Source organism: Kribbella sp. NBC_00889 (assembly GCF_045207705.1).
GTDB lineage: Bacteria > Actinomycetota > Actinomycetes > Propionibacteriales > Kribbellaceae > Kribbella.
This window is the reverse complement of sequence record NZ_CP108783.1, coordinates 4497829-4523696: the sequence shown is the minus strand read 5'-3', so window position 1 is coordinate 4523696 and position 25868 is coordinate 4497829. Positions and strand designations below refer to the sequence as shown.

The 25868-nt window shown below is 69.9% G+C and carries 16 protein-coding genes and 1 tRNA gene; 7 read left to right on the top strand and 10 right to left on the bottom strand.

What is annotated here, in order from left to right:
• Positions 1 to 116: 116 nt before the first annotated feature.
• The 4 genes from OG817_RS21780 to OG817_RS21765 all read right to left on the bottom strand — a co-directional run bounded on the left by OG817_RS21780 (position 117) and on the right by OG817_RS21765 (position 3916).
• Positions 117 to 365, bottom strand: a complete 249-nt coding sequence (locus OG817_RS21780; protein ID WP_130446978.1) for an acyl carrier protein — start codon at positions 363 to 365, stop codon at positions 117 to 119.
• Between the two features lie 81 nt (positions 366 to 446).
• Positions 447 to 1442 carry a beta-ketoacyl-ACP synthase III gene (locus OG817_RS21775; RefSeq protein ID WP_406057299.1) on the bottom strand — a complete coding sequence of 332 codons (996 nt, stop codon included), beginning with the start codon at positions 1440 to 1442 and terminating at the stop codon, positions 447 to 449.
• Positions 1439 to 2632, bottom strand: coding sequence for an acyltransferase domain-containing protein (locus OG817_RS21770; protein ID WP_406057297.1), 1194 nt, complete (start codon positions 2630 to 2632; stop codon positions 1439 to 1441). The genes OG817_RS21775 and OG817_RS21770 overlap by 4 nt, the downstream gene beginning before the upstream one ends.
• Before the next feature lie 78 nt (positions 2633 to 2710).
• A complete protein-coding gene (locus tag OG817_RS21765) occupies positions 2711 to 3916 on the bottom strand; it encodes a PucR family transcriptional regulator (protein WP_396397419.1) in 1206 nt (401 codons plus the stop codon).
• Positions 3917 to 3956: 40 nt separating this feature from the next.
• On the opposite strand from OG817_RS21765, the gene OG817_RS21760 reads away from it, so the two are divergent.
• Both OG817_RS21760 and OG817_RS21755 read left to right on the top strand, forming a co-directional pair.
• Positions 3957 to 5000: a PHP domain-containing protein gene (locus tag OG817_RS21760; RefSeq protein ID WP_406057294.1), complete on the top strand. Its 1044-nt coding sequence runs from the start codon at positions 3957 to 3959 to the stop codon at positions 4998 to 5000.
• Between the two features lie 30 nt (positions 5001 to 5030).
• A complete protein-coding gene (locus OG817_RS21755; protein WP_406057292.1) occupies positions 5031 to 6038 on the top strand; it encodes a pirin family protein in 1008 nt (335 codons plus the stop codon).
• Here the strand turns inward: OG817_RS21755 and OG817_RS21750 are convergent.
• The 6 genes from OG817_RS21750 to aceE form a co-directional block, all read right to left on the bottom strand.
• Positions 6004 to 6546, bottom strand: a complete 543-nt coding sequence (locus tag OG817_RS21750) for a hypothetical protein (RefSeq protein WP_406057290.1) — start codon at positions 6544 to 6546, stop codon at positions 6004 to 6006. The genes OG817_RS21755 and OG817_RS21750 overlap by 35 nt on opposite strands.
• A gap of 74 nt (positions 6547 to 6620) precedes the next feature.
• A complete protein-coding gene (locus OG817_RS21745; protein ID WP_406057288.1) occupies positions 6621 to 8237 on the bottom strand; it encodes a LuxR C-terminal-related transcriptional regulator in 1617 nt (538 codons plus the stop codon).
• Between the two features lie 34 nt (positions 8238 to 8271).
• Positions 8272 to 9369 (bottom strand): flavin-containing monooxygenase, encoded by a 1098-nt coding sequence (locus OG817_RS21740; protein ID WP_406057286.1) that lies wholly within the window; start codon positions 9367 to 9369, stop codon positions 8272 to 8274.
• Entirely contained in the window at positions 9366 to 9686 is a 321-nt protein-coding gene (locus OG817_RS21735) for a hypothetical protein (RefSeq protein ID WP_360458323.1), read from the bottom strand. Before OG817_RS21735 ends, OG817_RS21740 begins: the two co-directional genes overlap by 4 nt.
• A gap of 70 nt (positions 9687 to 9756) precedes the next feature.
• Positions 9757 to 10308, bottom strand: a complete 552-nt coding sequence (locus OG817_RS21730; RefSeq protein WP_406057284.1) for a GNAT family N-acetyltransferase — start codon at positions 10306 to 10308, stop codon at positions 9757 to 9759.
• 78 nt (positions 10309 to 10386) lie between these two features.
• Positions 10387 to 13116: a pyruvate dehydrogenase (acetyl-transferring), homodimeric type gene (gene aceE, locus OG817_RS21725; RefSeq protein ID WP_396397409.1), complete on the bottom strand. Its 2730-nt coding sequence runs from the start codon at positions 13114 to 13116 to the stop codon at positions 10387 to 10389.
• Between the two features lie 296 nt (positions 13117 to 13412).
• On the opposite strand from aceE, the gene OG817_RS21720 reads away from it, so the two are divergent.
• The 5 genes from OG817_RS21720 to OG817_RS21700 all read left to right on the top strand — a co-directional run bounded on the left by OG817_RS21720 (position 13413) and on the right by OG817_RS21700 (position 25858).
• Positions 13413 to 13856 (top strand): DUF3052 domain-containing protein, encoded by a 444-nt coding sequence (locus OG817_RS21720; RefSeq protein WP_396397408.1) that lies wholly within the window; start codon positions 13413 to 13415, stop codon positions 13854 to 13856.
• 7 nt (positions 13857 to 13863) lie between these two features.
• Positions 13864 to 14331 carry a peroxiredoxin gene (locus OG817_RS21715; protein ID WP_406057282.1) on the top strand — a complete coding sequence of 156 codons (468 nt, stop codon included), beginning with the start codon at positions 13864 to 13866 and terminating at the stop codon, positions 14329 to 14331.
• Between the two features lie 26 nt (positions 14332 to 14357).
• Positions 14358 to 14429: transfer RNA gene (locus OG817_RS21710), tRNA-Val, on the top strand.
• Positions 14430 to 14527: 98 nt separating this feature from the next.
• Entirely contained in the window at positions 14528 to 15295 is a 768-nt protein-coding gene (locus OG817_RS21705; protein ID WP_406057280.1) for a hypothetical protein, read from the top strand.
• Positions 15296 to 15748: 453 nt separating this feature from the next.
• On the top strand, positions 15749 to 25858 hold the full coding sequence (locus OG817_RS21700; protein ID WP_406057278.1) for an amino acid adenylation domain-containing protein: 10110 nt from the start codon (positions 15749 to 15751) through the stop codon (positions 25856 to 25858).
• Positions 25859 to 25868 lie beyond the last annotated feature (10 nt).

Genomic DNA, 25868 nt, shown 5'->3' with positions numbered 1-25868 from the left:
AGCGAGGGGTGGGTGGTGCGGGTGCCAATGTGGGGGCCACTGTGTGGGCCGGTGTGTGGTGCTCATCGGACAGGTGGTCCGATGAGCACCGGCCAGCACACGGAAACGGCGGGTGGTCAGCCGTTCTGGGCGCGCTCGATGAACGCGACCGCGTCGCCGACGGTCTTGAGGTTCTTCACCTCGTCGTCGGGGATCTTCACGTCGAACTTCTCCTCGGCGGCCACCACGACCTCCACCATGGAGAGCGAGTCGACGTCGAGGTCGTCGGTGAAGGACTTGTCCAGCTGGACGTCCTCGACCGGGATGCCGGCGATCTCGTTCACGATCTCGGCGAGGTTGGAACGGATCTCTTCGGTGCTGGCCATCTTCTCGGTTTCCCTTTCGGATCTGCTGGGGCTACTTCAGCCGGGCCGGCCACCTGAGCCGCCCGGACAACTATGGGGGTACTACGGCACCCGGATGACCTGGCCGGCGTACACCAGGCCGGCGCCGAAGCCGATGACGAGCGCGAGGTCGCCGCTCCTGGCCTCGCCGGACTCGCGCATCGCGGTGATCGCCAGCGGAATCGAGGCGGCCGAGGTGTTGCCCTGCCGCTCGATGTCGCGGGCAACCTTCACGTGCGCGGGCAGCTTGAGTGCCCGCCGCATCGCGTCGGTGATCCGCATATTCGCCTGGTGTGGCACGAACAGGTCGAGGTCCTCGGCCTTCACGCCGGCCGCGTCAAGCGCCTGCTGGGCCGTCTTCGCCATCTCGAACGACGCCCACCGGAACACCGGGTTGCCGTCCATCGTGAGGTGCGGCCAGTTGGAACTGCCGACCGCCTCCGGCCACGACTCCTTCTGGCTGATCACCCGGTGCTGGGTCCCGTCGGATCCCCACACGACCGGGCCGATCCCCGGCTCGTCGGTCGGTCCGACCACCGCGGCACCAGCTCCGTCGGCGAAGATGAACGCCGTACCGCGGTCGGTCCGGTCGGTGATGTCGCTGAGTCGCTCGACCCCGATCGCCAGCACGTACTTCGCGCTGCCACCGCGGACCAGGTCGTTGGCCATCGCGATGCCGTAGCAGAAGCCCGCGCAGGCGGCGGAGATGTCGAACGCGGCCGCGGTCGGCGCGCCCACCTCGACCGCGATCTGGGTCGCGATCGCCGGGGTCTGGTACAGGTGCGTGACGGTCGCGACGATGACGCAGCCGATCTGGGCCGGCTCGATCCCGGCGTCCTTCAGCGCGTCCCTGGCGGCGTTGACCGACATCATCAGGACGGTCTCGTCGTCGCTGGCCCAGCGGCGTTCCTTGATCCCGGACCGGGTCTGGATCCACTCGTCACTGGAGTCGATCTGCTCGAGGATCTCGGAGTTCGGTACGACGCGGCGCGGCCGGTACGACCCGATGCCGAGAACACCGGCGTACGTCGATCCTGTCGACGGCGTGATCGTGGTCATGAGGACGCTCCGTTCGGGTGGAGGCGGACCAGCGGCTGCCCGGGGGCGACCGGGTCGCCTTCTTCGACGAGCCACTCGACCACGATGCCGCCGTGCGGCGCCTTGACGTCGAGCTCGTCGCGCAGGCTCTTCACCTTCGCGACGACCTCGCCGGCTTCGACCGTGTCACCGGACTCCCGCAGTACCTGCCCGGAGCGGGTGAAGATGCCCTTCATCGGGGCGACCAACAGCCGCCAGGTCGGCGACGCGTCGATCTCGGACGGGCTGCCGTGCTTGTCCACGAACGCGCGGGCGTCGTCGAGCTGGTCGGGGGTCTTCAGCGCGAACGTCTCGACGCCCTTCAGCGCCCGCCTCGCGATACCGGTCAGTGTGCCGGCCGGCGGCAGCTCCAGGATGCCGGTCACCTCGAGGTCGGCCATCGTCTGCATGCACAGGTCCCAGCGGACCGGCGCGTTGACCTGGGTGACTAGCCGGCGCAGGACGTCCTGGCCGTCGTGCACGACCTGGCCGTCGCGGTTCGAGATCAGGCGGGTCCGCGGGTCGTGGGTGCTGATTGCGGTCGCGTACCCGGCCAGGGTATGGACTGCAGGCTCCATGTGCTTGGTGTGGAACGCACCGGCCACCGACAGCGGGATCAGCCGGGTCTTGGCCGGCGGGTCCGCGGCGAGCGCGGCCAGCTCCTCGACCGTGCCGGCGGCGACGATCTGGCCGGGGCCGTTGTCATTCGCGGGAGTCAGGCCGTGCTCGGCCAGCTTGGCCAGGACCTCGTCCCGGTCGCCACCCAGTACGGCGGTCATCGAGGTGGCCGTCTGTGCGGCCGCGGCGGCCATCGCCTTGCCGCGCTCGCGGACCAGGACCATCGCCTGCTCGGCCGTGAGTACGCCGGTGCCGGCCGCCGCCGCGATCTCGCCGACACTGTGCCCGGCGACGGCGCCGACCTTGGTGAAGGCGTCGGCGGGTTGCGGGAACACGGCCAGCGCGGCCAGCAGGCTGGACGCGACCAGCAGCGGCTGCGCGATCGCGGTGTCCCGGATCGTGTCGGCGTCGGCCTGCGTGCCGTAGTGGCCGAGGTCGAGGCCTGCCACCGCGGAGAGCCAATGGAGCCGGCTCTCGAACACCGGATCGGCCAGCCACGGCTCGAGGAAACCTGGGGTCTGGGCACCCTGACCGGGCGCGACGATGACGAGCACGTGACAACTCTCCCTGAGCCGGGCCGTCCGTGTCCCTGGAAGGGGCACGAATTCTACCGGGCCGACTTTGTAGGAATCCTACAAAACGTAGCTTCCCGGCTCGGGATTGAGCAGGCGGCCCAAGGCCAGTGCGACACGAAGTGTGAAAGCGTCTCGCGGGTTCAGCGGGTGGTAGCCCGTGAGCTCTGCCACACGCTTCAGCCGATACCGGACGGTATTGGCGTGGATGAACATCGCCCGGGCGGTCGCCTCGATCGAACCACCCGAGTCCAGGTAGGTCGAAACGGTGTCAAGGAGTACACCATCCCCTACTGTGAGCGGGCCGTAGACGTCGGTGGCCAGTTGCCGGCGGGCATGGCCGTCTCCGGAGAGTGACCGCTCGGGGAGCAGTTCGTCGGCCAGGACCGGGCGAGGCGCGGCCGGCCAGGCAGGCGCCGCCCGGAGTCCGGCGACGGCGGCGCGGGCCGACGTCACGGCCGCCATCAGATCCTTCACGACCGGCCCGACGACGATCGGTCCGGGTCCGAACCAGTGGGCCAGCCTTTGTACGATCTCGACAGGTTTGCTAGTACCACCGAGTACCACCACCAGCCGGTCGCCCTGCATCGCACACAGAGCGTCAGCGCCGGCCTCGCGGGCGGCGTACCGGACCGCGTCGGCGACGTTGGCGTTCCCCTCGCTGGCCGGAGCGCGACCGACGACCACGGCGATCTCGGCGGATCCCGACGTACCGGACGATCCGGTCCAGCCGAGGGCGGAGGCGCGGGAGCGGACCGAGTCGTCGGCCTCGCCGCGGATCACCGCGTCGACGACCAGGGCCTCCAGCCGGTCGTCCCAGGCGCCGCGCAACTCTGCGGCCTGCGCATAGACGGTGGCGGCCGCGAACGCGACCTCGCGGGCGTAGCGCTGCATCGCCTCGCGCACCACCGGTACGTCGTCGGGCGGCAGCAGGTCGCCGATGGTGGTCTCGATCATCTCGATCGTGGTGCGGACCAGGTCGACGGTCTGGTGCAGTGAGATGACCCGGGTGAACTCCCTCGGCGCGGAGCCGAAGATCCGGGTCGGCATCGAGGGGTGCGCCTCGGGATCGCGGAACCAGTCGACGAACGTCGTGATGCCGGACTGCGCGACCAGCCCGATCCACGACCGGTCCTGTGCTGACAGCGTGCCGAACCACGGCAGTTGCTCGTCCATCGCCGCCATCGCCGCGGTGGCGAGCGCGCCGGTCTGGTTCTGCAACCGATCAGCCCGCGCGAGATGCGCCTTGGAACTCCGCTTCGCCACGTCCAGACCATAGCTCCCACGTCTTCGGCATGATGGGCCTATGACGGACAACGCGGGTGTGGCGGATGCGGTCGCGGCGCTTCGGGCGATCGGGTACTACCTGGAGCGCGACCAGCAGCCGACCCATCGGGTCAAGGCGTACCGGCGGGCGGCGGACACGATCGCCGCGTTGCCGCCCGCCGAGGTTCGCGCCCGTCGCCGGGCCGGCACACTGACCGAGCTGGCCGGGATCGGGCCGAAGACCGAGGCCGTGATCGTGGAGGCGATGGACGGCACCGCACCGTCGTACCTGGTCAAGCTCGAGGAGGCGGCCGGTGACCTGACGACTGCCGGCCGGGCGCTGCGCGCGGAGCTGAAGGCGGACCTGCACCTGCACTCGGAGTGGTCCGACGGCGGCAGCCCGATCGAGGAGATGGCGCGTACGGCGCACCGCCTCGGGCACAAGTACATGGCGCTGACCGACCACTCGCCACGGCTCACCGTCGCCAACGGACTGTCCCGGGAACGGCGGCTGGAGCAGATCGAGGTCGTTGCCGAGCTCAACAAGAAGCTGAAGGACGAGCTGGACGGGTTCACGATCCTGAACGGGATCGAGGTCGACATCAACGAGGACGGCTCGCTGGACTGCGACAGCGAGATCCTGGCCCGGCTCGACGTGGTCGTCGCGAGCGTGCATTCCAAGCTGCGGATGGCATCCGAGCCGATGACCGAGCGGATGGTCCGCGCGGTCGCGAACCCGCACGTCGACATCCTGGGCCACTGCACCGGCCGCTTGGTCACCGGCGGCCGCGGTACCCGGCCGGAGTCCGAGTTCGACGCCGAGGTGGTCTTCGAGGCCTGCCGTCAGTTCGGTACGGCGGTCGAGATCAACTCCCGCCCCGAACGCCTCGACCCGCCCAAACGCCTACTGACCCTCGCCGTCGAGATGGACTGCGTCTTCTCCGTCGACACCGACGCCCACGCCCCCGGCCAGCTCGACTGGCAACCCTACGGCTGCGAGCGCGCGGAGGAATGCGGCGTACCCGCCGACCGAGTCATCAACACCTGGGACCAGCCCGCGCTGCTGGACTGGACTCACTCCTGAGCGACGGGCATCCGGCGTAGATTGCTCGGTATGAGCGATCTGGAGAAGGACCCGGCGGAGGTGCTCTCGACCGGGGACGGCGAGGGGCCTGTGGTCGAGTTGCTCGAGGGCCGCGAGGTGGTGCTGGGGCGGTCGACGAAGGTACGGCGACTGCTGCCGAACAAGAACCGCCGGATGGTGGGTGCCTGGTGCTTCGTGGACCACTACGGGCCGGACGACATCACCCACCGGGTCGACTCGTACGACGTGCCGGGGGAGCGGGGGATGCTGGTTCCGCCGCATCCGCACACAAGTCTGCAGACGGTCAGCTGGCTGTTCGAGGGGGAGATCGAGCACCGCGACAGCGTCGGATCGCATGCGTATGTCCGGCCCGGTGAGCTCAACATCATGACCGCCGGCAACGGCATCGCCCACTCCGAGGTGTCGACGCCGACCGCACCGCCCACCCTGCACGGCGCGCAGCTGTGGGTCGCGCTGCCCGACTCAGTGCGGTCAACGACCCCGGCGGCGTTCAACGCGTACGCCGACCTACCCGAGCTCGAGCTCGACGGCGCCCGCGTCACCGTGATGATCGGCACCGTCGCCGGTGTCACCTCGCCGGCCCCGGCGTACACCCCGCTCGTCGGCGCGGACGTCACCGTCGGGCCCGGTCGCACACTGACCTTGCCGCTCACACCCTCCAACGAGTACGCCGTACTGATCGTGGACGGATCGCTCGCGGTCGGGGACCTGACGCCCGGCTTCGGCGAGATGGTCTACCTCGGTGCCGGCCGGGAGTCGGTCAACGTGGTTGCCTCCGACAACGGTGTTCGCTTCCTGCTGCTCGGCGGCGAGCCGTTCGAGGAGCAACTGGTGATGTGGTGGAACTTCATCGGCCGTTCGCACGAGGAGATCGTCGCCGCCCGGGACGCCTGGCAGGCCGCGATCGGGGCCGGTGGCAACGACCGCTTCCCGATGGTGCCCGGGTACGACGGCGATCCGCTGCCGGCCCCGGCGTTGCCCGCTATCGCGCTGAAACCAAGGCCGCGGGCGCGCTGACCTGACGACGGCGGCGGTAGTACGCCCACGTCAGGAGCAGAACCGACGGACCCCACAGTTGCAGCGGCGCGTAGCAGCTGATCATCAGCACGGCCGCGCCAGTGCTGCCGAACGGGATGAAGCTGTCGCTGAAGACGTCCCGGAAGCCGTAGGTCCAGATCGCGATCAGTGAGAGCCCGCCGAGGATCGCCGGAACGATCGCGGCGTACGGCGCGACCCGGCGACCGCCGATGAACGGGATCCAGGCAGGCGCGACCTCGCCCCACCGCTTCACCAGACCGAAGGTGATCAGCGCGACCCCCTCGGCGAAGATGGTCAGGCAGACGACGTACAAGTGCTCCCCGAAGCCGCGCAGGTGGGCCGGCTGGCCGGAATCGTCGAGCATCCCCATCGACGAGCCGGCGACCAGACCGAGACGCCACAGCCCGGACGGCAGTGTCATGAACGGGATCGCGTGGGCCAGGCCGTACGCCCAGCGGGGAACAGGTCGCTCGGTTGTTTGCTTCACGCTTCGAGCATCCGGCCGCGGGCCGTCCGGGGACCTCACCCGCGGGAGTGAACCGGCTCCCTCCGGAGAACCTTTCAGAGCAGGTCGTGGTCGCGGGCGTACGCCGCCGCGGCGGTCCGGGACGGGACGTCGAGCTTGGTGAAGACGTTGGTCAGATGCCGTGCGACAGTCTTGTCGCTGAGCACCAGCTGCTGCGCGATCTCCGCGTTGCTACGCCCCGCCGCGACCAAGCGCAGTACCTCGATCTCGCGGGCGGTGAGACCGCCCGCGCCGTCGCGGTGCAGCAGCCTCTCGACCTCCTGCCGGGTCGGAACCGCGCCGAGCTCACCGAGGCTTCGCCACGCGGACGTGAGCTCCGTCAGTGCCGACTCCTCGTCCTCGAGGAGCCGGAACGACCGCCCGATCAGCACCTTCGTCCGTGCGATCTCGTACGGCGCCTGAAGCGTGCTCCACAACCGCAACGCCTCCCGGGCCTGCGGCAAGGCCTGATCCGGATCGCCCCGCTCCAGTGCGACCAGGGCCAGGGAGTACGCCGCCGCCGCGCGCAACCCGGCACACCCGAAGCCGGCGGCGATCCCGGCCAGTTCCTCCGCGGCCGAGGCGGCTTCGTCGACAGCTCCACCGGCCACCAGCACCTCGACGGCTGGTGCGAGCAGGCGCGACCGGTACACCGGTCCCATGGTCTCCGCGAGCAACCGCCGCACTGCCGCGACAGCCGCGGAGGTGCGGCCCCGGGCGAGCAGCAGCAGGGCCCTGCCCGGCTGAGGGTCGTAACCGAATCCGGCGGCCTCGTCGTAGGACCTCTCCGCGGCGGCCAGGTCGCCGAGAATCCGGTGGACGTCTCCACGCTCGCTCAGCGCGAGTCCGGCCGCGGCCTGGGCGCCCGACGACGCATAGCGCCGGCATGCGTCGTCGAACTCCTGCACCGCCTCGCCGTAGGCGCCGTGCAACCGCAGGATCTGCCCCCGATGGACGGCGCATTGGCCGGTGAACGGCACCAGATCCGGCTGGGTGTCGCACCACCGGGTGAGTGCGGCTGTCCACGCGGCCGCGCGGGAGTAGTCCTGCACCTCCTGACAGCCTTCGATCATCGCGCAGTACACGTTGCCCGCGAAGATCGGTGACAGCTCACCGGCCGCGACCCCCACCATGGCTTCGTCGAGCATGGCGAGGCCCTCCGGCACGCGACCGGAGTACATCAGCATCCGGCCCTGGCAGACGAGGCCCTGGGCGAGCAGATCGGGCTCGCCGAACCGGCGGGCCACCTCGGTGATCTCGGCTCCGACGCGCAACGCGCCCGCGAAGTCGCCCTGGTCGAGGCGGCGATAGAAGTCGTGGACGAGGAGGTACCCGCGCTCGACCACGTCGCCCTGGTCCGCGAGCAGCCGCTCCGCCCGCGCGGCCCAGCCGAGGCCGATCGCGACCTCGCCGCGGGTGTTCAGCACCAGCGCCAGCCAGAAGGCGAGCCGGACCGCGCCCAGAACGTTGCCGTCATCAACTTCCCGCCGGTACGCGCGCTGCAGCGAGCGGACGCAGGCATCGTCGTCCCCGACCAGGTACGCGGCGGTGGCCAGCGTGAGCAGATCGCCGGCGCCCAGGTCGGCGGCGGACGACAGCCGGTCGTACGCCGTCGCCCAGTCCCGCCGGTCGAACGCCGCCCGGGCGCGCTCCAGATCCTCGACTATGCCCATCGCAGTCCCCTCCCCGCGAGGATGGACCCTCCGGTCACGCCGGGGCAAGACTCCGGTCCGTGCCGGCCCGCGCCGCGATCCGTTTGGCCAGGAACGCCGCGTCGCGCCCGACGCCGGGCAGGGTCATGGACGCGAAAGCGTACTGGAAGCACAGGCCGCAGAAGAACAGGCCGGGTGCCTCCGCGGCGACCCCGCGCAGTTCCCGGGGCCAGCCGTCGGCACCGATCACGGCTCCGTCGATCCAGTCGAACACCTGCCGGAAGCCGGTGCACCAGATCACGTTCGTCACTCCCAGCACCCGGCCGTCGCCCAGCACGGGCAGCCCGGCCTCGACACCGGTGACCTTGTCGTGGACCCGCTCGACCCCTCGCGCGAGCAGGTCCGCCCGCTTGACCCGGATCATCGGGCCTCCGTGGAAGCGTCCGTGCTGCATGATCGCGTCGGAGTTCGGCAGCCTTCGGGTGACCAGGTGCCGCCCGACGAACAGGAAGACCGGCCAGAACAGCCGCTCGCCCGGCTTGCCCGGCTTGACCGGGAGCTGACCGGGGTCGCGCCCGACCAGAACGGTCCGGTGTGTCTGCGCCACCTCGTACGCGATGTCGGTGCCCGAGTGTGATCCGCCGACCACCAGGACCGGTCCTGGCTTCAGTTGTCCCGGCCTGCGGTACTCGCTGGAGTGCAGTTGCCGGATCGCCGGGTCCAGGTCGACGGCGAAGTCCGGCAGGCTGGGCGTCCGTCCGAACGTGCCGGTCGCCACGACGACGTTGTCGGCCACGATCCGCTCGTCACCGATCACCACGGTCCAGCGGCCGTCGTGGCGTTCGAGGCGGTCCACCCGGGTGCTGTTCCGGATCGGCAGCGAGAAGTGAGCGGCGTACGACTCGAGGTAGTCGGCGACCTCGTCCTTGCCTGGATACGACCAGGGCTTGCCCGGGAACGGGAGCCCGGGCAGACCGTCGTACTTGGTCGGTGTATAGAGCCGGAGGGTGTCCCACTGGGCCCGCCACTGGTCGCCGACCCGGGCGTTGCCGTCCAGGATGACGAAGGACCGGCCGAGTTTCTGCAGGTGGTACCCGGTCGCGAGGCCGGCCTGCCCGGCGCCGATGACAACTGTTTCGATCGTGCTGTTCATGCGAGTCTCCGCTCGTTCTCCAACGACGCTGTCGGGACGACGCCACGCCGAAGCGGGCGGAAGCGCAGCCACCACAGCAGCATCAGCGCGGACGTCACGACGTAGAAGCCGTGCAGGGCCCAGATCGGACCCGCCGGCAGATGCACCACGTAGATGCTGTGGACGGCGTTGCCGACGTTGGCCAGGACGAGGTTCGCCGGACTGTAAGACTCCAGGTCGTGGGTCCGGAGCGCCTTGACCACCATCGGCAGCACGCTCGACGCGAAGAGGATGGTGGACACCGTCCCCGCGAGAAGAGCAACGCTTGCGCCAGTCATGTCACCGACGGTAGGGATCGCGCCTCGTCCACCGCGTCGGACGGAATACGCAACTCCCGCGGCGTTGGGCCTACGAGGTTTGTCGTAGCGGCGTGCTCGGCCGGAGCGTGACCCAGTAGCGGCGGGTCAGGCCGAGCCAGGTGTCGCGGACGTCTTCCAGGACGCCGCCGTTGCGCTCGATCGTCTTCGCGGACGCCACGTTGTCGTCGTCGCAGGTGATCAGCACCCGGTCGATCCCGCGCGTCCGCGCCCGGCCGAGGACCTGGCCGAGCGCCCACGAGGCCAGACCGCGACGCCGGGCCGACGGCCGGATGCCGTATCCGATGTGCCCGCCGCCCTCGAGCAGTTTGGCGTTCAGTGCGTGCCGGAGCGAGATCGCACCGAGGTAGTTGCCATCCTCAACGATCCACCAGTACGTCGCGTGCACCCGGTCCGGCCCGATCGGGAGGGAATCGTCGCTCTGCTCCCGCAGCCGCTCGATCCAGCCGACGAACCCCTCGACCGTGGTGAGATCCTCGGCCTCCCATACGCCGGCGCCGTCCTGGGACGCGGTGCCCCACTCGCGCGACGACTCCAGCCAGGAGTCGCGGAGGTCGACGGTCGGCTCGATCAGTTCAGGCATGACTCCGAGGGTAGGACAACGAGAGCCGCCTCTCCCGGGAATTTCGGGAGAGGCGGCTCTGGTGGACTGAGCCCGGCGTCAGGCGCCGGCGCCCTCCTGCTTCACGCCGGCGACCGCGGTCGGGTCGTCGATCCGGTACTTGCGGGCCGCCTCGGCGGCGACCTCCGGCTTCACGTCGCCCCGCTTGGCCAGGATCTCCAGTGCGGCCACGACGATCGACTCGGCGTCCACCTGGAAGTGGCGCCTGGCCGCCGCCCGGGTGTCGGCCAGACCCCAGCCGTCGGTGCCGAGCGAGGTGTAGTCGTTCGGGACCCAGCGGGAGATCTGGTCCTGCACCGCGCGCATGTAGTCGCTGACCGCGACCACCGGGCCCTTGGTGTCCTTCAACTGCTCGGTGATGAACGGCACCCGCTCCGGCTCCTCCGGGTGGAGCAGGTTGTGCTCCTCGGCGGCGACGGCGTCGCGGCGCAGTTCGTTCCACGACGTCACCGACCAGATGTCGGCGGCCACGGAGTACTGCTCGGCCAGGATGTCCTGGGCCTTGCGCACCCACGGCAGCGCGACGCCGGACGCGAGCAGTTGCACCCGCGGTACGTCGTCGCCCTCGGCGGTCTCGTACTCGTGGAAGCGGTACATGCCCTTCAGCAGTGCCGCGACGTCGAGGTTCTCCGGCTCGGCTGGTTGGGCGACCGGCTCGTTGTACACGGTGAGGTAGTAGAAGATGTCCTCACCGAACGGCTTGTCCTTGTCCAGGCCGTAGCCGTACATCCGGCGCAGCCCGTCCTTGACGATGTGCGCGACCTCGTAGGCGAAGCCCGGGTCGTAGTGCACCGCCGCCGGGTTGGTCGACGCGAGCAGCGGCGAGTGACCGTCCGCGTGCTGCAGCCCCTCACCGGTCAGCGTCGTACGCCCAGCGGTCGCGCCGATCAGGAAGCCCCGGCCGAGCTGGTCGCCGAAGGCCCACTGGAAGTCGCCGGTCCGCTGGAACCCGAACATCGAGTAGAAGATGTAGAACGGGATCATCGGTTCGCCGTGCGTCGCGTACGCCGTACCGGCCGCGATCACCGAGCCCATCGCGCCGGCCTCGCTGATGCCCTCGTGCAGCAGCTGGCCCTGCTCGGACTCCTTCCACGACAGCAGCAGGTTGCGGTCGACGGCCTCGTAGTTCTGCCCGTGCGGCGAGTAGATCTTGGCCGTCGGGAACATCGAGTCCATGCCGAACGTGCGGTACTCGTCCGGGGCGATCGGGACGATCCGGTGCCCGATCTCCGGGTCCTTCATCAGGTCCCGGAACAGCCGGACCAGGGCCATCGTGGTCGCGATGGGGGTGTTGTTGCCCTTGCTGAGCGGCTTGTACACCTCGTCGGCCGGCAGCTTCAGCGAGGTCTTCGGCGCCACCCGCCGCTGCGGCAGCGAGCCGCCGAGCTGCTTGCGCCGCTCCATCATGTACTGGTACTCCGCCGAGTCGGTGCCCGGGTGGAAGTACGGCGGGTTGTACGCGTCCTCGAGGTCCTTGTCCTCGATCGGCAGGTACAGCCGGTCGCGGAACGCCTTCAGGTCGTCCGAGGTCAGCTTCTTCATCTGGTGGGTCGCGTTGCGGCCCTCCAGCGCCTCGATCGTCCAGCCCTTGATGGTCTGGGCCAGGATCACCGTCGGCTGCCCGACGTGCTCGGTGGCGCTCTTGAACGCGGCGTACACCTTGCGGTAGTCGTGGCCGCCGCGGGGCAGCTTGCGCAGGTCGTCGTCGGACAGCGTGCTGACCATCTGCTGCAGCCGCTGGTCGCCGCCGAAGAAGTTGTTCCGGATGTACTCACCGGACTCGACCGAGTAGGTCTGGAACTGGCCGTCCGGCGTGGTGTTCATCTTGTTCACCAGCGCGCCGTCGTGGTCCTGCGCCAGCAGCGCGTCCCACTCGCGGCCCCAGATCACCTTGATCACGTTCCAGCCGGCGCCGCGGAAGAACGCCTCCAGCTCCTGGATGACCTTGCCGTTGCCGCGGACCGGTCCGTCCAGCTGCTGCAGGTTGCAGTTGATCACGAAGGTGAGGTTGTCCAGCTCCTCGCGGGCGGCCAGGCCGATCGCGCCGAGCGACTCCGGCTCACCCATCTCGCCGTCACCGAGGAAGGTCCAGACGTGCTGCTGGCTGGTGTCCTTGATGCCGCGGTGGTGCAGGTACCGGTTGAAGCGGGCCTGGTAGATCGAGTTCAGCGCGGCCAGCCCCATCGAGACGGTCGGGAACTCCCAGAAGTCCGGCATCAACCGGGGGTGCGGGTACGACGACAGTCCGTTGTGCGGACCGCGGGAGACCTCCTGGCGGAAGCCGTCCAGCTGGTCCGCGCTCAACCGGCCCTCGAGGAAGGCCCGCGCGTACATCCCGGGGGAGGCGTGGCCCTGGATGAAGATCTGGTCACCGCCGCCGGGGTGGTCCTTGCCGCGGAAGAAGTGGTTGAAACCGACCTCGTACAGGCTGGCCGCGGACTGGTAGGTGGCGATGTGGCCGCCGACCTCGAGGCCCTTGCGGTTGGCCTTGCTCACCATCACCGCGGCGTTCCAGCGGATGAAGGCCCGGATCCGGCGCTCGATGTGCTCGTCGCCGGGGAACCACGGTTCCCGCTCGGGCGGGATCGAGTTGATGTAGTCGGTGCTACGCAGTGCGGGCACCCCCACCTGTCGCTCCCGGGCCCGCTCGATCAGCTTGAGCATGAGGTAGCGTGCTCGCGCCTTGCCACGTTCGTCCAGGACCGCGTCGAGCGATTCGACCCACTCACGTGTCTCGTCGGGGTCGATGTCGGGGAGCTGGGTGGGCATCCCCTCGGTGATGATGGCTGGTGGTTCGTGTCCGGAAGCCACGGTGTCCTGCCGTTCTCTCTGGTTGTCTTCACCGCAATCCTGTCACCTGTTCGGAATGCGTTCTACTTCGCCTTCCACAGGGGCACGATTCCGGTCGTGCACGCGTGATCTGAGCGGACACGGACTGTACCCACCACGCGGATACCGGACACGTCACGGATCCCTCGTGCATACTTGCGCGACGCGGTACGTCACGATGGACTATCGCTACTGACGCCTACCCCCGGGCAAGCGGGGACCACGGAGGAGGACACGTGAGCGCGACCGCGGACCACGCGGACGGCAACAGCGGTGTGCCGAACATGGCGTCCCGGCTCGGCCTCGAGGCCGGCTGGGTCGTGCAGGAGATCGGGTACGACGAGGACTGCGACGACGAGTTCCGCAACGCGATCAAAGCGATCACCGGCGAGGAGTTCGTCGACGAGGACACCGACGAGGTCGTGGACGTCGTACTGCTCTGGTTCCGCGAGGAGGACGGCGACCTGGTCGACGCGTTCTTCGACATCCTCACCGACCTGAAGGCCGGCGGAGTCGTGTGGCTGCTGACGCCGAAGGTCGGCCGTGACGGGTACGTCGAGACCAGTGACATCGCCGAGGCGGCTCCGGTCGCCGGGCTGTCCACCACCAGCACCCTGAGCGTGACCGACGACTGGTCGGCCACCAAGCTCGTGGTGCCGAAATCCGGCCGCCGGGGATGACGCGAGGGTGACCCCTGCCGTCGGCGGCCGGGCCCCGGACTTCACAGCCCGCAACCAGCACGGCGAACAGGTCCGGCTGAGCGACTACGCCGGCCGGAGCGACGTCGTACTGGTCTTCTATCCGTACGCCTTCAGTGGGGTCTGCACGAGCGAGTTGGCTGCGCTACGTGACCGGCCGGACCTGCTGTCGGCGGCGGAGTTCCTGGCGATCTCGTGCGACCCGATGTTCACCTTGCGGGCGTACGCCGACGCCCAGAAGCTCGAGTTCGGTCTGCTCACCGACTTCTGGCCACACGGCGCAATCGCCTCGTCGTACGGCGTCTTCGATCCCGAGCGTGGTTGTGCGCTGCGGGGCACGTTCGTGGTGGACCGGGCAGGGATCGTCCGGTGGTCGGTCGTGAACCCGATCCCGGAGGCCCGCGACCTCGACGACTACTCCCGGGCGTTGGCAACTCTGGGCCACGACCTCGGGTAGACTGCGCCGGTCGTTTGATCCACAGCGGGCGGATAGCTCAGCGGTAGAGCGCTTCCCTTACAAGGAAGATGTCGGGGGTTCGATCCCCTCTTCGCCCACCTCAATCTTTACGCTCCGTTATCTTACGCATTCCGCTCCAGACCAGTAACGTGCCCCTGGATCCCGAGGGGGCTCGGGGACAACTGGAGGGGAATACATGTCTCAGCACGCGCCAAACAGCCGTGTCCGGAAACTCGTGCAGAACCGCCACGTACGCCGTTACGCCGCACCCGCGGTGCTCACGGCCGCGTTGGTCGGGGTCGCCGTGATTCCGTCGGCTACCGCCGCGTCGACCGTGCCGGCCAACAGCGTCGGCTCGGCACAGATCATCAACGGCGGCGTCTGGGGTGGCGACATCCACGACAACACGATCGCGGAAACCAAGCTCGGATGGGACCTGCGCCAGAAGATCGCGAAGAGCGGCGGTCAGGGCCCGGCCGGGCCCGCCGGCCCGGCCGGCCCGGCCGGACCTGCAGGTAAGCCCGGCGACCCGGCGACCGACGTGCTCGGCAAGGAAGGTGTCTCGGACACCCTCGGCCCGAAGGTGATCGCGAACATCGGCGGCTCGTTCAAGACGCAGAAGACGAAGGTCGGGGAGATCACCCTGCAGCCGGGCAGGTGGCTGCTGAACGCGTCGGCGTTCTTCGCGCGCACGGAGGCCGGCGTCGCCGGCACCCGGCCGCAGCTGGCGCTGCGCGTGGGCGCTTCGGAGACGGCGTTCGGGGACGACTACGGCACGATCCTGGGTGCGGAGATCTCGCCGGCGAAGGACCGTGAGCTGACTGGCTCGACCGTGAAGGTCGTGAAGGTGTCCGAGGCGACGAAGGTCGAGGTCTTCGGGTTCGGCTACAACGACGACGGCAGCTCCGCCGGCGGCGGTCAGATCACCGTGACTGCTGACGTAGTTGCGGTTCGCATCGGCTGAGCTCTTCGCTCAGCGAACGTTCCACCGGGAGTCCCCGGTCCGCTCTGCGGGCCGGGGACGACCTGTTTCCGGTGATCGGACACTCTGCCGAAACGGTGTATCCGCAGGCAGTGAGGGTCGTTGTCCTGGGTGGCGGCGGTCGGCGGGATTTCTTAACTCATCGATCGCCGGAACGGACTCCTCCAGGGCCGGTCTCGACTGGTAGGGTTCACGGCTGTCGGTCGGCGCGATGACGCACCGGGTGTGCCCGGTCACGGCTTCGTTCCGGCAGGCGGAAAACGGGGCTTTTCTGTCGGTGAGAGTGAGACGGGTCTGCCCTGAGCCCGGCTCCGTCCAGTTGGGGAGGCACGTGTCCGTGGGTCGCCAACTGGCTGGCACCACCGGTGTTCCCCGGCCTGCCCGCGCACTCGCTGATGCCCTCCCGACCCACCCCGTGCAGGTGGTGGCACGCACGTGGTGAGAAGCGGTGTGGACCGGCCGGCGATCAGCACCGGACCGGCCCTGATGATCCCGGCCGGATACCCCAGAGACCTGCCCAGTGCGCTGCTCCGCGCGGCCCGCGACTTCGGTGGCGCCGGCGTGGTCGAGATCGGCCCCGACGGCCGCGAGACGAAGCTCGACTTCCCGACCCTGCTCGAACTCGCCGCCCGCATCCTGGCCGGCCTGCGGGCGAACGGCGTACGCGCCGGCGACCCGGCGGTCGTGCACTGCACCGAACCGGTCGGCTTCTTCGCGGCGTTCTGGGCCTGCACACTGGGCGGCATCCGTCCGTTGCTGATGGCCCCGAGTCCTGAGGGCGACCGGTCCGAGGAGGGCCGTGAGCGGCTCCGCAAGCTGACCGACCTGCTCGGCTGGACCGTGCTGATCGGCCGCCCGTCCGACCTCCCTGATGACCTCGGCCTGCCGGTCCTCGACCCGGACGCTCTCGCGGGTCATGAGCCGACGTCGGAGTTCCATCGGCCGGCCGCGGACGACGTCGCTGTACTGATGATGTCGTCGGGCACCAGCACCGGTGCGCCAAAGATCGTGCAGCTGACGCACCGCGGCCTGGTCGAGTTCGCCGCCGGTACGCCGGCCATGCTGCCGGTGCGGCCCGGACAGACGACGCTGAACTGGCTGCCGCTGACCCAGAGCGGTGCGTTCCTGCTGTACCACCTGCTGCCCGTGTTCACCGGCTGCACCAACGTGCACGTGAACACCGACTGGCTGCTGGCCGATCCGCTGCGCTGGCTGGACCTGATGGACCAGCACCGGGTCAACCACTCCTGGTCTCCGAACTTCGGCTATCGCTTGGCCACGCAGGCGATCGCGGGCGAGCCGGACCGGCACTGGGACCTGTCCGCACTGCGCAGTCTGGTCAGCGGTGGCGAGCAGATCACCGTTCCGGTGATGTCGGAGTTCCTGCGGCTGACGAACCGGTTCGGCGTCGTACCGGAGACCTTCGTCGCGGCGTGGGGGATGACTGAGACCGTCACCGGGATCACGTTCGCGCGGCCAGGGCTGACGCCGAACGTGCACCGCGTCCGGATCCCACCGACCGGCGTGATCGAGTGGGTCGATCAGCGGCCCGCTACCGGGAAGGTCGCAGTCGCCCGGCCGGGTAAAACGCGGGCCGAGGCGCCGGGCGTGCTGAGCCTGGTGTCGGTGGGTGCGCCGGCTCCGGGGACGACGGTGCGGATCGTGGCGCCGAACGGTGCGGTGCTGCCGGAGGGCCGGATCGGTCAGCTGCAGGTCGCGTCCGCGCGGGTGACGCCGGGGTACCTGGGCAACCTGGAGGCGGACCGGGCGGCGTTCCCGATCGGCAACTGGCCGGCGCGGAAGTGGCTGGCGACCGGGGATCAGGCGTTCATCACCGGCGGGCAGGTGGTCATCACCGGCCGGGACAGCGAACGCATCATCATGGCCGGGAAGCTCTACTACGCGCACGACATCGAATCGGTCGCTGCGACGGTGGTCGGTGCCGAGCAGGGCCTCGTCGCGGCGTGTGGGATCGCGGACGGGGCGAGTGGGACCGACCGGCTGGTCGTGTTCTATGCGCTCACGCCGGAGTCGATCCCGGGAATGGATCAGGCGATCCGGAGTCTCGTCCTGGCCCGGCTGGGGCTCGAGGCCGAGGTGATCGGCGTACCGCGGCGGGACTTCCCGACCACACCCGGCGGCAAGATCCTGCGCCCGCTGCTCAAGCAACGCTGGATCGACGGCACGCTGGAAACTCCTCCCCACCCGTACGTCGAACCGGCCGGCGCCAACTCGTACTCCGGCCCCGCCGGCGAGGGCCCGCACGCCAACGCCGCCGACACCCTCATCTCAGCCGAAGAAGACCCAGCCGAACGCACCACCGAACTCCCGGTCGTCCGCCTCGCCTGGAAACGCACCCTCCAGCATTCCATCCCCACCCCACCCCAACGCCCGACCCTCGGCACCCCCACCTCGCCGGTCACCGCCGACCCAACCGCCGACGCGCCCACCGAGCCAGAGCCCGCCCCGATCCCGGACGCCGAACAAACCACGGAGCTCCAACGAGTCCCTGCCACCGACGAGCCGCGTCCGCCCGCACAGGCCAAGTCGCCCAGCCCCACCGAGCACCCAGCCGAGGCGCTCGCAGCTGAAGCACAGCCCCACCCGGAGCCCATCGCCGAGCTGGAGCCCACCGCCGAGCTCGATCGCACCGCCAAGCGCGAGCCCACCGAGGAAGCGTCCGAGCAGGCGGCCGAGCCGCGGCCGGAGTCCGTCGCGGCCGTGGAGCCGATGCAGCCCGTCGAGGAAACACCTGACGAGCCTGCCGCGGACGCACATCCGCAGCCGGAGCCCACTGCAGAGGCAGCCGAGCCCACCGCCGAAGCGGCCGAGGAGCCTGCCCCGGAGCTGACCGCAGAGACCCAGCCGACCGACCCCGCCGAAGAAGCAGCCGACGAGCCTGCGGCCGAAGCACAGGCCGAGCCGGAGACCACCGCAGAGTCCGAGCCGACCGAGCCCGCCGAAGAAGCAGCCGACGAGCCTGCGGCCGAAGCACAGGCCGAGCCGGAGACCACCGCAGAGTCCGAGCCGACCGAGCCCGCCGAAGAAGCAGCCGACGAGCCTGCGGCCGAAGCACAGGCCGAGCCGGAGACCACCGCAGAGTCCGAGCCGACCGAGCCCGCCGAAGAAGCAGCCGACGAGCCTGCGGCCGAAGCACAGGCCGAGCCGGAGACCACCGCAGAGTCCGAGCCGACCGAGCCCGCCGAAGAAGCAGCCGACGAGCCCGCGGCCGAAGCACAGGCCGAGCCGGAGACCACCGCAGAGTCCGAGCCGACCGAGCCCGCCGAAGAAGCAGCCGACGAGCCCGCGGCCGAAGCACAGGCCGAGCCGGAGACCACCGCAGAGTCCGAGCCGACCGAGCCCGCCGAAGAAGCAGCCGACGAGCCTGCGGCCGAAGCACAGGCCGAGCCGGAGACCACCGCAGAGTCCGAGCCGACCGAGCCCGCCGACGGAACGGCTGAGGAGCTTTCGGCCGAGGCACAGCCGCAGCCGGAGCCCTCCGTAGAGTCCGAGTCGACCGAGCCCGCCGAGAGAACGGCTGAGGAGCCTGCAGCCGAGGCACAGTCGGAGCCGGAGGTCTCCGGGGAAGTCGGGTCGACCGAGCCTGTCGAGGCAGCAGTCGAGTCGGCGGTCCTCGAAGTACCGCTGGAGTCCGCTGATGGGACAGAGTCGGTCGAGCCTGCCGCGGAAGCACCTGAAGAGCCTGCGGCCGAAGCACCGGCTCGGTCTGAGCTCCCGGCGGCGCGGTTCATCGCGCGGTACACGATCACGCAGGCCCCGGCCCTCGACGTACCAGCCGAAGACCCCACCTCCGAACCAGCCGCCAAGGCAACCGACCCCGACCAGCCCCAGCCCGCCGCCGAAGTCGGTGCCGACGAGCAGCATCCCGAGGCCGAGCTGGAACCAGCCGCCGAGTCCGAGCCCACGGCCGATGAGCAGCAGTCTGAGGCCGAGCCAGTCGCCGAAGCTGAGTCCGAGGCCGCCGGGGACGAGCAGGAGCCTGAGACTGAGCTAGCTGCTGGAGGTGAGGCCGAGCTTGGTGCGGAGGCCGTTGCCCTAGAGCAGCTCGAGCCTGAGGCGTCGCAAGTGGCCGGGGGTGAGTCGACCGGGACCGTCGACCAGCCGGCCGCCGATGCGACCTCCGAGGAGATCGCAGAGGCTGAGCAGTCTGGATCCACCGAGGAGCTAGCCGCCGAAGCCGAGCCGGTCGAGGAGGTACCCGCGGAGGCTGCCCGGGAGCAGGAGGCTGCACAGGAGCAGGAGGCTGCGCGGGAGCAGTCCGCGGTGGGTGCGCCGGCGGAAGCCGTCGCGGTGGCATCCGTGGAGGCTGCCTCTGCGGCAGAGCCTGTTGAGGACGGAGCTGCCGAGCAGGTCGCGGAGGCCGGGCAGGAGTCGGAAGCTGCGCCTGAGCTGGTTGCGTCCGCCGAGCAGGAGCCCGAACGCACGACTGCGCAAGCTCACGCAGAACCTGCGCCGCAGTCCGAGACCGCGCAGGAGCCGCGTTCCGAGACTACGCAGAAGTCTGAGCCGCGTTCTGAGAGCGCGCAGGAGGCTGAGCTTGCGCCGCAGTCCGTGACCGCGCAGGGAGCTGAGGCAGCGCCGCAGAGTGAGTCTGCGGTCGTGACTGAGGGGTCGCGGCGGGCGCGGCAGGAGCGGGGTTCGCGGCGGGTTGTGGAGCCGGTGGCTGTGGTTGGGTTGGCGGGGCGGTTTCCGGGCGCGGAGACCCTGGAGCAGTTCTGGGACAACCTCGTCGGTGGGGTGGAGAGCCTCCGGCGGTTCACGAACGAGGAGGTGAGCCAGGCCGGCGGGCATGTGGACGACGAGCTGGTCGCCGTCAGCGGTGTGCTCGACCACGTGGAGTCGTTCGACGCGAAGTTCTTCGGCCTCAGCGACCGTGAGGCCGAGTTGATGGATCCGGCGCAGCGGCTGTTCCTCGAGGTCTGCTACCAGGCGCTCGAGCACGGCGGGTACGCGGGTACTACCGGCCGCGTCGGTGTGTTCGCGGGCTCCGGCATGAACCTGTACACCCAGCAGCACCAGTCCCGCGATTCCCTCGCCACCCGCGTCGCCTACCGCCTCGGCCTCACTGGTCCAGCCATCGGCGTACAGTCCGCCTGGTCCTCGTCCCTCGTCGCGGTGCACCTGGCCTGCCAGGCGTTGCGCTCCGGCGACGCGGACCTCGCACTCGCCGGTGCGGCCGCCGTACAGGTGCCTCAGGCAACGGGCTACCACCCGGCACCGGAGTCGATCCTGTCGCCGCGCGGTCAGGTCCGTGCGTTCGATGCGGCCGCCGACGGCACGGTCGGTGGGAACGGCGTCGCCGCCGTACTGCTGAAGCGCCTCGACCAAGCCGTCGCAGACGGGGACACCGTGTACGCCGTGATCCGCGGCACCGCGGTCAGCAACGAGGACGCGCCTTCGGGCAACCAGGTCGAGCTGATCGAGCGTGCGCTGGAGCGGTCCGGGTTCGCGGCGGACTCGCTCAGCTACATCGAGGCGAACGCGATCGGCAGCGCCGCCGCGGACTCCGCCGAGGTGAAGTCGCTGACGACCGCGCTGCGCAGGCACACCGACAAGGTCGGCTTCTGCACGATCGGCTCGGTGAAGCCGAACATCGGCCACCTCGACAGTGCCGCGGGCATGGCCGGCCTGATCAAGACCATCCTGATGCTGCAGCACCGGATGCTGGTCCCGACGATCAACTACACCGAGCCGAACGCGGAGCTCGGGCTCGACGGCAGTCCGTTCGTGATCGGCACCGAGGCGCACGACTGGGAGGCCGGTACGACGTTGCGCGCGGGCGTCAGCGCTCTCGACGCGGGCGGTACCAACGCGCAGGTCATCCTGGAGGAGGCGCCGCGGCAGATCCGTCGCGGCGACGACGGACCGGTGGTGCTGCCGCTCTCCGCGCCCGATCCGGACGCTCTGGCAGACCTGGTCGAGTTGTTCCGCACCGACCTCGGCCACGGCACCGGACACCGCCTGATCGACCTCGCTGGTACGGCGGCCCTCGGCCGACCGCCACACCGGCACCGCATCGCGGTAGCCGGCGCGTCCGAGGCCGAGCTGGTCGACGCACTCGGCTCAGCTCAGGCAACCGAGGTCCCACGCGGTGGACCGGGTCCACTGGGCTACGCATTCACCGGACAGGGCGCTGCGCGGCGTGGGATGGCCGCTGCGCTTGCTGCTCGCTTCCCGGTCTTCCGGTCGGTGCTGGACGAGTGCGACCGCGTGTACGCCGAGGAGACCGGTGGCAGCCTGCTGGAGCTGTTGCTGACACCTGCCGGCGCGTCTGAGGGGGTCTGGCCGACAGAGACCGCGCAGCCCGCACTGTTCGCGTTCGAGCTTGCCCTTGCGCGGCTCTGGCAGTCGTTCGGTGTGCAGCCCGCGTTGGTGGTCGGTCACAGCGTGGGGGAGTACGCCGCTCTGTGCGTGGCCGGTGCTTTGTCGCTGGCGGACGGCGTACGGCTGACTGCTAAGCGCGGCGAGCTCATGCAGCGTGGCACCGTGCCCGGCGCGATGGTTGCTGTGCGTGCGGACGCGGACCGGGTTCGCGAGCTGACGCAGACGCCGGGCGTGGAGATTGCCGCAGGCAACGGTCCGCAGTCGTTCGTGCTGACAGGGTCCGAGGTGATCGTCGGGCAGCTCGCGGAGCAGCTGGACCGGCTGGAGGTCGCGTACCAGCGGCTGGACGTGGATCGGGCGTTCCACAGTTCGTTGGTGGACCCGATCCTGAAGGACTTCGCGGCGATCGTCCGGGAGATCACGCTGAAGCCGCTGCGGACGCCGATGGTGTCGAGCTGGTCCGGCGATCTGCTCGAGTCCGGGACGGTGCTGGACGGCGACTACCTGGTCGGGCAGTTGCGGCAGCCGGTGCTGTTCGGTGACGCGGTCGAGGCGGTCACGGCCGCCGGTTGCCGGCGCTTCCTGGAGCTCGGGCCGGACGCCGTACTGAGTCCGGCCGGGCGGCGGATCGCGCCGAACAGCACGTGGATCCCCGCGCAGCGGCTGGGGCAGGATCCGGTGCTCGCGACGATGAACGGGCTGGCCGAGCTGTACGAGCAGGGCACTGAGATCGCATGGTCGAAGGTGTACTCCGACGGCGGCCGCGTGCCGTTGCCGACGTACCCGTTCCGGCGCGTGCATCACCCCGTCGACACCTCGGCGGCCGGGCTTGCTAGTGATGGTGCGGGGCGGCCGGCCCGCGTGCAGCCGAGTCCGTTCGAGCGCGCGGCTCGGGCGCAGGCAGTCGTGTTCGAGCCGTCGAGTGCGGCAGTGAAGCGGATCCCGCTGGATCCGCCGGCCGAGCCAGAGGTTGCTGAGAGCAACGATCCGGTGGAGGAGCAGTCGCCGTTCGCGTTGCCGGCCGAGACGCATCAGATCGACGCGGACTACCTGGCGCGGGCCGGGGTGCTGTCCGGTGACGAGATGTCGGCCGAGCGGTACCGCGACTCGCTGGACCTGATCCTGGATCTGACCTGTGAGGCGCTGAACCTCGACCCGTACGACTTGACCGTCGATCACACGTTCGCCGAGCTCGGCGCAAGGCCGGACTCGATGGCTCCGGTCATCACCGAGATCAACTCGCGCTTCGAGGTGACGCTCACCCCCGAGGACCTGTTCAGCGCCTACACCACTCCGCACAAGCTCGCCACAGCCGTCGCCACGCAGACCCCGGAAGCCCTGGAGGCGGAGCAGGCGGCCGTTGCAGCCCAGCCGGAGAACACCGCCGAAGCACTCGAAGCGTCCGAGGACGTCGCGGTGGAAGCCGTCGCCGAGAAGGCGGAAGACGTCGCAGCGGAGGCTTCTGCTGAGGAAGCGGAGGTCGAGCCTCCTGCTGAAGAGCTCGAGGAGACGGCTCAGGCGGAGTCGGTGGAGGGTGCGCCGGCTCGCGATGCGCGGACCGCGTTGGCTGATCTGGGCTCCGGGCTGGCGGAGTTGGCGGCGAAGGTCGACGAGGCTGCGGCGGCTACCAGTGAGGCTGAGCTGCCGGGCAACGGGATGGCCGTGCTCATGTCGCAGCAGCTCCGCGTGGCTGGTCAGTTGGTGGACGGCGTCACCAAGCTGATGCGCGAACAGTTGGCCCTCCTCGAGGCCGCGACCTCAGAAGACCCAACAACCTCTGAACACTTCGCCGACCCATCGACTCCGGCCGAGCCGGAAGGCGTGCAGGACGTGGACGATGGCGCCGAGGCCGTCGATGCTGTGCAGGCTGATGCACCCGCGGCAGACCCCACGAACGCTCCAGATGTCAACGCGGAAGTACAGGCCGAGGCTCGCACGAGCGAGGATGTTGAGCGGTTGCGGCGGGACTTGGGCTACTGGGAGATGGCGCTGGCGGGCGCTGAGCCGCTGGTACTGGTTGCGGATGGAGTTCGGCCGGCCGCGTCGGGCGCTGTCGGGTCGGTGAAGAAGGAGTTCGAGGAGGAACTCGGGGACGCGGTGTTCGTGTTCAGCCGGGGCCGGAAGGTCTCCCCACTGATGACGATGCTGGCGGCCGTCGGGACGGTGCTCGGACGCTTCGCGGCGCAGGACGATGTGACGATCGGAACCGCGCTGATCCGGCCCCAGGGCGACACCTCGACGGCGGCCCGGCGCGCGCTCCCGATCCGGATCGACCTGTCCGGCGAACCCGACCTCGGCGAGCTCGCGCACCGGGTGCGCGACGTGACGGCGGGCGCGTTCGACCACGCCGGCACGGACCTCGCCGTACTCGAGCGTGACCCGCTCTTCCAGGTCCTGGTCGAGTTCGAGGACGGCGACGAGGAGCTGCCCGAACCGCTCGACCTCCGCCTGCGGCTGACCCACCACGGCGCCGGCATCACGTGTACGGCGGACTACCGCTCCGGACTGTTCGAGCAGCGCACCATCGACCGCCTCGTCGCGTACCTCGAAGCGGTCCTGCGTCGCGCCACCACCCAGCCGAACCTGCGCCTGCCCGACCTGATGTTCCCGATCGAGTCCGACCTCGAGGCCCTGCGCGAGCTGGAAGGCGACACCGCTCCGGCCGGCCCGATCGGTCGGGTACGACGAGACGCCGTCGTCGCCGGCGAGCTCAGCGGACTGCACACCCTCTTCGAGCAGCAGGTCGCCCGAACCCCGGACGCGACCGCGCTGATCCAGGGCGAGCGTGAACTGACGTACGCCGAGCTCGATCGCCGGGCCAACGCGCTGGCGTGGCGGCTCGTCGACCTCGGCGTGAAGCCCGGCCAACTGGTCGCCGTACGTGTTGCCCGAGGCACTGAACTGGTCGTCGCGGTGCTCGCCGTCCTGAAGTCCGGCGCGGCGTACCTGCCGCTGGATCCGGGCGTACCCGAGTCGCGCTGGGCGTTCATGGTGGCGGACTCGTCGGCGGTCGCGCTGGTCGGTGACGACGCAGCGCTGGCGGACCGGCTCGGTCTGCGGCTGGTCCCGGTCACCACGTCGAACGGCGATGCGCGGGCGCGGCAGGCGCCGCCGGTGCGGGCCGCCGCGGATGATGTTGCCTACTGCATCTACACCTCCGGCTCGACCGGGAACCCGAAGGGCGTCGTCGTCCCGCATCGCGGCCCGGTCAACCTGATCCGGCACTACCTGCGGACCCGGAGTTCGCTGCGGACGTTGCAGTGGACCTCGTTCGGTTTCGACGTTCACGTGCAGGAGATGTTCACCGCGCTCGCGTCCGGCTCGGCGCTGGTGCTGATCGGCGAGGACGACCGGTACGACCCGGACGCGGTGATCGCGGCGCTGCGGGACCACGACGTCGAGCGGCTGTTCATGGCGTTCAGCCCGTTGACGGCGTTGCTCGCGACCATGCGGCGGCTGCCCGAGCTGCCCGCGCTGCGGGAGATCGTCGCGGGCGGCGAGGCGATGGTGCTGACGCACAAGGTGCGCGACTTCCTCGAGGCGCATCCGGAGTGCCGGCTGTTCAACGAGTACGGCCAGGTCGAGGCGTCGATCGTGACCACGATCCACGAGGTCAACCCGGCTGTGGACCGGCCGTCGATCGGGCGTCCGGGCGAGGGCGTCGTCGTACGCCTGCTGGACCAGGTGCTGCGGCCGGTACCGGTCGGTGCGGTTGGCGAGATCCACCTCGGTGGCCCGGTCGTTGCCCAGGGCTACATCGGACGGCCGGAGGAGACCGAGCACGCGTTCGTGCCGGATCCGGGCCATCCGGGGGCGCGGCTGTACCGCAGTCGGGACCTGGGTCGCTGGCGGGCGGACGGGACGCTGGAGTACCTCGGCCGCGCCGACGACCAGGTCAAGATCCGTGGTCACCGCGTCGAACCCGGCGAAACCGAACACGTTCTGGCGGATCAGCCGGGTGTGGTCGACGCCGTCGTGGTCGCCTGTGCGGACCCGACCGGCGACACCTGCCTCCTCGGGTACGTCGTTCTCGAGGACAGCGATCCGGCAGTCCTGGCCCGCCTGATGCTCGACCTGACCAAGGAGCTCCCGATCTACCTGGTCCCGGCCGACCTGATCCCGATCGAGGAGCTCCCGCTCGACGACAACGGCCGGCTGGACCGGACCCGCCTTCCCGAACCCGAGTGGCTCACGCCGTAAAGGACTGTTC